The sequence below is a fragment of the Caldimonas sp. genome (genome assembly GCF_046289365.1).
Lineage (GTDB): Bacteria > Pseudomonadota > Gammaproteobacteria > Burkholderiales > Burkholderiaceae_C > Caldimonas.
The window spans coordinates 1-7,218 of record NZ_JBKBVU010000157.1 but is presented as its reverse complement, the minus strand read 5'-3'; the positions used below and the strand labels follow the sequence as shown (position 1 = coordinate 7,218).

At 67.4% G+C, this 7,218-nt stretch carries 5 protein-coding genes; all 5 read right to left on the bottom strand.

Annotation, left to right across the window (positions count from 1 at the left end; translation table 11 throughout):
• On the bottom strand, positions 1-732 hold the full coding sequence (gene ubiE / locus ACK42S_RS13635) for a bifunctional demethylmenaquinone methyltransferase/2-methoxy-6-polyprenyl-1,4-benzoquinol methylase UbiE (protein ID WP_409708503.1): 732 nt from the start codon (positions 730-732) through the stop codon (positions 1-3).
• A 73-nt stretch (positions 733-805) separates the two neighbouring features.
• Complete coding sequence (locus ACK42S_RS13630; RefSeq protein WP_409708500.1) at positions 806-1,222, bottom strand: gamma-butyrobetaine hydroxylase-like domain-containing protein; 417 nt, start codon at positions 1,220-1,222, stop codon at positions 806-808.
• A gap of 73 nt (positions 1,223-1,295) precedes the next feature.
• On the bottom strand, positions 1,296-2,909 hold the full coding sequence (locus tag ACK42S_RS13625; protein WP_409708497.1) for a ShlB/FhaC/HecB family hemolysin secretion/activation protein: 1,614 nt from the start codon (positions 2,907-2,909) through the stop codon (positions 1,296-1,298).
• Between the two features lie 183 nt (positions 2,910-3,092).
• Entirely contained in the window at positions 3,093-3,572 is a 480-nt protein-coding gene (locus ACK42S_RS13620; RefSeq protein WP_409708494.1) for an HIT family protein, read from the bottom strand.
• Between the two features lie 14 nt (positions 3,573-3,586).
• Positions 3,587-7,218 (bottom strand): FAD-binding and (Fe-S)-binding domain-containing protein (locus tag ACK42S_RS13615; protein WP_409708490.1); only part of this gene is annotated, 3,632 nt, incomplete at its 5' end.

Below are 7,218 nucleotides of genomic sequence, written 5' to 3'. Positions count from 1 at the left end.
TCAGCACTTGATGCCCACATGCAAAGCCACCACGCCAGCGGTGAGGTTATGCACGTCCACATGGCCGAAACCGGCCTCCTTCATCATCGCCTTGAGGGTCTGCTGGTCAGGATGCATGCGGATGGATTCGGCCAGGTAGCGGTAGCTGTCCGCATCGCCCGCCACCCATTGGCCCAGACGCGGCAGCACGTTGAAGGAGTACCAGTCATAGGCCTTGGACAAGGGCGCAGCCACCTTGGAGAACTCCAGCACCAGCAGCTTGCCGCCGGGCACCAGCACCCGGCACATCTCGGCCAGCGCCTTGTCCTTGTGCGTCATGTTGCGCAGGCCAAAGGCCACGCTGACGATGTCGAAGCTGTCACGGGCGAAGGGCAAGCCCTCGGCATCGCACAGGGCGGTGGGCAGCAGCCGGCCTTCGTCGATGAGGCGGTCGCGGCCCACGCGCAGCATGGACTCGTTGATGTCGGTGTGCACGACCAGGCCGGACGGGCCCACACGCTGGGCAAAACCGCGCGCCAAATCGCCGGTCCCGCCGGCGATGTCGAGCACCTTGTGCCCCGGACGGGCCCCCGAGACGGCCAACGTGTAGGCCTTCCAGACCCGGTGCAACCCCGCCGACATGAGGTCGTTCATCAGGTCGTAGCGTGCAGCGACCGAGTCGAAGACGCCGCGCACGCGCCGGGCCTTCTCCGCCTCGTCGACCGTCTGGAAACCGAAATGGGTGGTGCTCATGATTCACATCGTAAGTGCCGCTGCGGCAGGCCGCGCCGACAACCCCGCGTCGCAGCGGGGCATGCGCGGCGGCTCAGGGATGATGACCGCATCCCCCGGCGGCCTTGTCCGGCATAGGGGCGTCGCGATCGACCCCGGCCTCGGCCAGGCGGCGTTCGTAGTCGGCCCACAGACGATCCTGTTCGGCCCCGAGGAAATAGAGGTAGTCCCAGGAAAAGATGCCGGAGTCATGGCCGTCGCTGAACGTGGGCTGCACCGCATAGTGGCCCACCGGCTCCAGCGCGATGATCTCGACCTCGCGTTTGCCGGTCTGCAGGACCTCCTGGCCCGGGCCGTGCCCCTGGACCTCGGCCGAGGGGGAGTACACCCGCATCAGTTCGAAGGGCACGCGGAAATGCGCCCCGTCGCTGAAACGCAACTCGAGCACCCGCGAGCGCTGGTGCACTGTGATCTCGGTGGGAACGGGGGTGGACTTGTCGAGGCCGGCCATGAGGTGCATTCCAGGCGCGTGGGCACGCCTTGCAGGGGTTGGGTGTGCGTCTGGGCGCCCCGGGACCAAGGGCTCAGAACACCAGCGACACGTTCAGATGCAGTTTATCGTCCCCTGGAATGGGCGAGGCGGGAAGAAGGTTGTGGTCGGCACGGCTGCCGGCGATCACGCGGGCATAGTCGGCCCGCAGGCTCGCCCCGCTGACATGGGCGTAACGCAGCCCCAGCCCCACGCTGGCCAGGCGGTCCTCACGCCGGCGCAGCGGGCTGTCGGTGACGTCGCTGCGCACCCAGCCTGCATCGATGAAGGCCAGGACGCGCAGCCCCTGCCACAGAGGAGGAAGGCTGGCCTCCAGAGTGGCCGCCAGGCCCGAGTCGCCGTACAGCGCACGCTCGGGCACGCCGCGCACGGAGCCGATGCCGCCCAGTGCAAAGGCTTCGCCCGCCAGCAACAGGTCGGAGCTGAACTGCGCCTGCAGCCGGCCGGCCAGTTGCCAACCCGGGCCGAACGAGGCCAGCGCATGGGCAGCGCCGCGCCAGGCCTTCCAGCGGGTGGTCTCGATCGCCGGGTCCTCGCTCTGGTAGGCCGCCAGTTCGTTCGCACGCCCATGGGGCAGGTTGATCGTGACCCCGAGCTGGTACCCCCAGGACCAGGCCCCGCTTTGGGTTTGCTCGGCATAGTCCGCCGACAGCGCCCGGGTGCGGCGGTCCTGCGCCTGCAGGGTGCTTCCAGGCACCTCGCCGGACCGGAACAAGCGGTCGCGGACGCTCACCGAGACCTGGGCGCGCCGGTGCACGGCACCTGCCAGATGGTGGGTGTAGCCCAGGCCCGTCTCATGGCCCGCCCCCGTGGCCTGGAAAGCGGGATGCGCCTGCCCGGCCGGCTCGAGTCCGAAGGAGCCGACGACATCGCTGCGCTGATGCTCGAGCACGACCACGCCCCCCCAGTCATACAACGGCACCCGATAGCGCACGCCGTACTGGCGGACGTCTGAGGAGTGATCCGGTGAGGTGGTATGGACCCAGTCCAGCCCATGGTCACGGCCGAAGAGGTTGTCGTGGCCAGCCGCCAGGGAGAGGCGGTCGCGTCCGGTCTCGGGCGTGCCCTGGTTGTTCCAGGCCAGGCCGACCCTCCACGGCCGGCGCTCGTTCACCTGCACGGTGGCCGACATGGTGTCAGGTTGTGCCCCGGGGGTCAGCACCACCTGCAGATGGCGCGAGGGATTCTCGTTGGCGACCGCGGTCTCGCGCGCCAGGCGTCGCAGGTTCGGCGAGGTCTGCTCCTGAAGCTCCGGCAGGGCCGCGCGCACGTTGGCGGGGTCGAAATACCGACCCTGTCCGTCCACCTGGACACGATCGATGGTCTGACGCAGCACCTTCAGCATGATGGTGTCGGACAGAACCTGTGGCGGCAACTCGACCCGGTACAGGCCATGGCCCCGTTCGTGCAGGGCCTGCTCCAGCGCCGCAGCAGCCTGCCGCAGCATGGCGTGCGAGCTTTCACGATGCAGGAAGGGCGCCAGCAGGGCCGCCGTCTCCGCGGCGCTCAGGGGGTTGTCGCCCGTGATCGCAAACCCCTTGATGGCGGATTCGGCGACCCCATGCTGCACCTGGCCAAGCGCAAACGGCCCCGCAGCCCCCAGGGCCAGCGCGAACAGCAAAGACCGGACGGCGCCGCGCACCGTCATGCGCAGTCTCCCGAGCGACGAATGCGTCCACAGGCCATCCTGCAGGCGTTCCTGAGAACGGGCAATGCAAGCGAAATCCATGAGCCTGTTGCCGGCAGGCCACGGCTGCCGGAGGTGTAAACCCTTGATTACATCACCGAAGCCATCGACGGCCAACCCTCGTTCTGGGGAGAGGTGCTCCTCTTACGGCACTTCGCGCAGCGCAGCAGCGATCGCCCGGTCCACCGCCGGCAGACGCTCGCGCACGAGCCCCAGCGCCGAAGCCTCCGCCACCCGCTGGCGTTGCCCCCAGACAGGCTGCGGAAAATGGGAGTCCCAGTCGAAGCGGGCGATCACGTGCCAATGCAGATGGGGCACGACATTGCCCAACGAGGCCAGGTTGATCTTGGTGGGCGCCAGCTCCCGGCGCAGCACCGCCTCGATGGCCATCATCCATGCCAGGCAACGCCGTTGCTCGGCCGGCTCGAGATCGCTCATCTCCGAGGCATGTTCGCGGCGCACGAGCCGGTAGAAGGCCGGAAAGGCTTCATCATCCGCGCGGATCACGCGCCAACCCGGCAGGCGCGCCACGAGCCGTCCGCCCGCCCGATGACACAGCTCGCAGCCGGCCACCGGGTGTTGCGCGGGTTCGAATCCGTCGGCCGTGGCGGTGTGCGCCTGCATGGGAGCCGCCCGCCTCACACCAGCACGCGCTCGATGCCCCCGTCGTTGGCGGCTTTCACGTAGTCGGGCATCCAGTTCTCACCGAGGATTTGGCGCGCCATTTCCACCACGATGTAGTCGGCTTCCAGCAGGCCGCTGTTCAAGTCCTCGCCGTAGCGCGACAGCCCCTGCAGGCAGCTCGGGCAGGAGGTGAGGATCTTGATGTTGTCCTGCTGGCCCACGGCGCGACTGCTGCGCAGCGCGGCCTCGCCCTTGCGGATCTCCTGTTCCTTGCGGAAGCGCACCTGCGTGGCGATGTCCGGCCGGGTGACGCCCAACGTGCCCGACTCGCCGCAGCAGCGCTCGCTCTTGAGCACCTGCTCGCCCACCAGGGCCTTGACGGTCTTCATCGGGTCTTGCTGCTTCATCGGGCTGTGGCAGGGGTCGTGGTACAGATAGGCCCCCTTGCCGTCGAGCTTGATGCCTTTTTCCAGCAAGTACTCGTGGATGTCGACGATGCGGCAGCCGGGGAAGATCTTCTCGAACTCGTAGCCCTGCAGCTGGTCGTAGCAGGTGCCGCAGCTCACCACGACGGTCTTGATGTCGAGGTAGTTCAGCGTGTTGGCCACGCGGTGGAAAAGCACCCGGTTGTCGGTGATGATCTTCTCGGCCTTGTCGTACTGGCCCGAGCCGCGCTGCGGGTAGCCGCAGCACAGGTAGCCCGGCGGCAGCACGGTCTGCACCCCGGCGTGCCAGAGCATGGCCTGGGTGGCCAGGCCTACCTGGCTGAACAGGCGCTCGGAGCCGCAACCGGGGAAGTAGAACACCGCCTCGGTCTCGGGCGTCGTGACCTTGGGGTTGCGGATGATGGGGACGTAGTTTTTATCCTCGATGTCCAGCAGGGCGCGCGCCGTCTTCTTGGGCAGCCCCCCCGGCAGCTTCTTGTTGATGAAGTGGATCACCTGCTCTTTGACCGGCGCGGTACCCACCGTGGCATGCGGTCGGGCCGTCTGCTTGCGCGCGACGCGCTTGAGCAGGTCATTGGCCAGGCGCTGGGCTTTGAAGCCCACACCCACCATGGCCGTGCGCAAGAGCTTGATGGTCTCGGGCCGGGTGGCGTTGAGCATCATCATCGCCATCTTGTTGCCCGGGCGTAAGCTCTTTTTGCCCATCTTGCGCAGCAGGTTGCGCATGTTCATCGACACATCGCCGAAGTCGATCTTCACCGGGCAGGGCGACAGGCACTTGTGGCACACCGTGCAGTGGTCGGCCACGTCTTCGAACTCCTCCCAGTGCTTGATCGACACGCCGCGGCGCGTCTGTTCCTCGTACAGGAAGGCCTCGACCAGCAGCGAGGTGGCCAGGATCTTGTTGCGTGGGCTGTAGAGCAGGTTGGCGCGCGGCACGTGGGTGGCGCACACGGGCTTGCACTTGCCGCAGCGCAGGCAGTCCTTCACCGAGTTGGCGATCTCGCCGATGTCGGACTGCTGCATGATCAGCGACTCGTGACCCATCAGCCCGAAGCTTGGGGTGTAGGCGTTGGTGAGGTCGGCATGCAGCACCTCGCCGTTCACCGTCGCGCCGCGCATCAGCTTGCCCTTGTTGAAGCGGCCCTCGGGGTCGACGCGCTGCTTGTAGGCCATGAAGTCGCGGATCTCCTCGTCGGAGAGGAACTCCAGCTTGGTGATGCCGATGCCGTGTTCGCCCGAGATCACGCCGTCCAGGCTGCGCGCCAGCTTCATGATGCGCGCCACCGCCTCGTGGGCGGTCTGCAGCATCTCGTAGTTGTCGGAGTTGACGGGGATGTTGGTGTGCACATTGCCGTCGCCGGCATGCATGTGCAGCGCCACCCAGACGCGGCCACGCAGCACCTCCTTGTGGATGCGCCGGCATTCGTCGAGGATGGGCGCAAACGCCGCACCGGCGAACACCGTCTGCAGCGGCTTGAGAATCTGCGTCTTCCACGACGCCCGCAGGCTGTGGTCCTGGAGCTGCTCGAAGATGCTGCGCCCGCCGTCCGGTGGGGCCACATCGAGATGGGTCATCCACTGCGACCACAGCTCACGCACCTCGCGCAGCAGCGCCAGGGCCTGCTGAACCCGGTCCTCCAGCAACTCGGCGCTGGGAATCTCGCTGGCGTCGTCGGTTTTGCCCAGCGGCAACTGGCCTTGGGTGAAAAAGGCTTCCAGGCGGTCGACCAGGGCCAGCTTATTGCGCAGCGACAGCTCGATGTTGATGCGCTCGATGCCGTTGGTGTATTCGCCCATGCGATGCAGCGGGATCACCACGTCCTCGTTGATCTTGAAGGCGTTGGTGTGGCGGCTGATGGCCGCCGTGCGCTTGCGGTCGAGCCAGAACTTCTTGCGCGCGTCGGCCGAGATAGCGATGAAGCCCTCGCCTGAACGGGCGTTGGCGATGCGAACCACCTCGGACGCGGCACGGGCCACCGCATCCGGGTCGTCGCCGACGATGTCGCCGATCAGCACCATCTTGGGCAGGGTGCCGCGCTTGGACTTGGTGGCGTAGCCCACCGCCTTGAGGTAGCGGTCATCGAGGTGCTCCAGGCCCGCCAGGATGGCCCCGCCGGGCTTTTTCGCCTCGGCAAACATGAAGTCCTTGATCTCGACGATGCTGGGCACGGCCTCGCGGGCATTGCCGAAGAACTCCAGGCACACCGTGCGCACATGGGCCGGCATGCGGTGCACCACCCAGCGGGCGCTGGTGATGAGGCCGTCGCAGCCCTCCTTCTGGATGCCCGGCAGGCCGGCCAGGAACTTGTCGGTCACGTCCTTGCCCAGGCCTTCCTTGCGGAAGGTGCGGCCGGGAATGTCCAGCCGCTCGGTGCGCACCAGTGTCTTGCCGTCGGCCTCGAAATAGCGCAACTCGAAGCTGGCCACCTCGACGTCGTGGATCTTGCCGAGGTTGTGGTTCAGGCGCACCACTTCCAGCCACTGGGCCTCGGGGGTGACCATGCGCCAAGACGCCAGGTTATCCAGCGCGGTGCCCCAGAGCACGGCCTTCTTGCCGCCGGCGTTCATCGCGATGTTGCCACCCACACACGACGCCTCGGCCGAGGTAGGGTCCACCGCAAACACGAACCCCGCCCGCTCGGCCGCATCGGCCACCCGCTGGGTGACGACGCCGGCCTCGGTCCAGATGGTGGGCACGGGATGGTTCACACCGGGCAGGTTCACCAGCTCCACCTCGGTCATGGCTTCGAGCTTTTCGGTGTTGATCACCGCGCTCTTCCAGGTCAGCGGCACGGCGCCGCCGGTGTAACCGGTGCCGCCGCCGCGCGGGATGATAGTCAGCCCCAGTTCGATGCAGTCCTTCACGAGGGCGGCCGTCTCGGCCTCGGTGTCGGGCGTGAGGACCACGAAGGGATACTCCACACGCCAGTCGGTGGCATCGGTGACGTGGGAGACGCGGCTCAGGCCGTCGAACTTGATGTTGTCGCGCCGGGTGTGGCGCCCCAGCACGCGCATGGCGCGGCGGCGCAGGACCGCCACCTCGTCGAAGCGGCGGGCAAAGGCCTCGACGGCACCGCGGGCGCACACGAGCAACTCGCCAACCAGAGCATCACGCTCGGGGTCGAGCTGCGGCGTGCGGCGTTTTTCCACCTCGCGCAGACGGTGGTGCAGGGCCTCGATCAGCAGCCGGCGGCGCC

Bases quoted from the DNA above. Each gene is read 5' to 3' on its own strand.
- ubiE (WP_409708503.1), bottom strand. From the start codon at position 732: ATGAGCACCACCCATTTCGGTTTCCAGACGGTCGACGAGGCGGAGAAG.
- ACK42S_RS13630 (WP_409708500.1), bottom strand. From the start codon at position 1,222: ATGGCCGGCCTCGACAAGTCCACCCCCGTTCCCACCGAGATCACAGTG.
- ACK42S_RS13625 (WP_409708497.1), bottom strand. From the start codon at position 2,909: ATGACGGTGCGCGGCGCCGTCCGGTCTTTGCTGTTCGCGCTGGCCCTG.
- ACK42S_RS13620 (WP_409708494.1), bottom strand. From the start codon at position 3,572: ATGCAGGCGCACACCGCCACGGCCGACGGATTCGAACCCGCGCAACAC.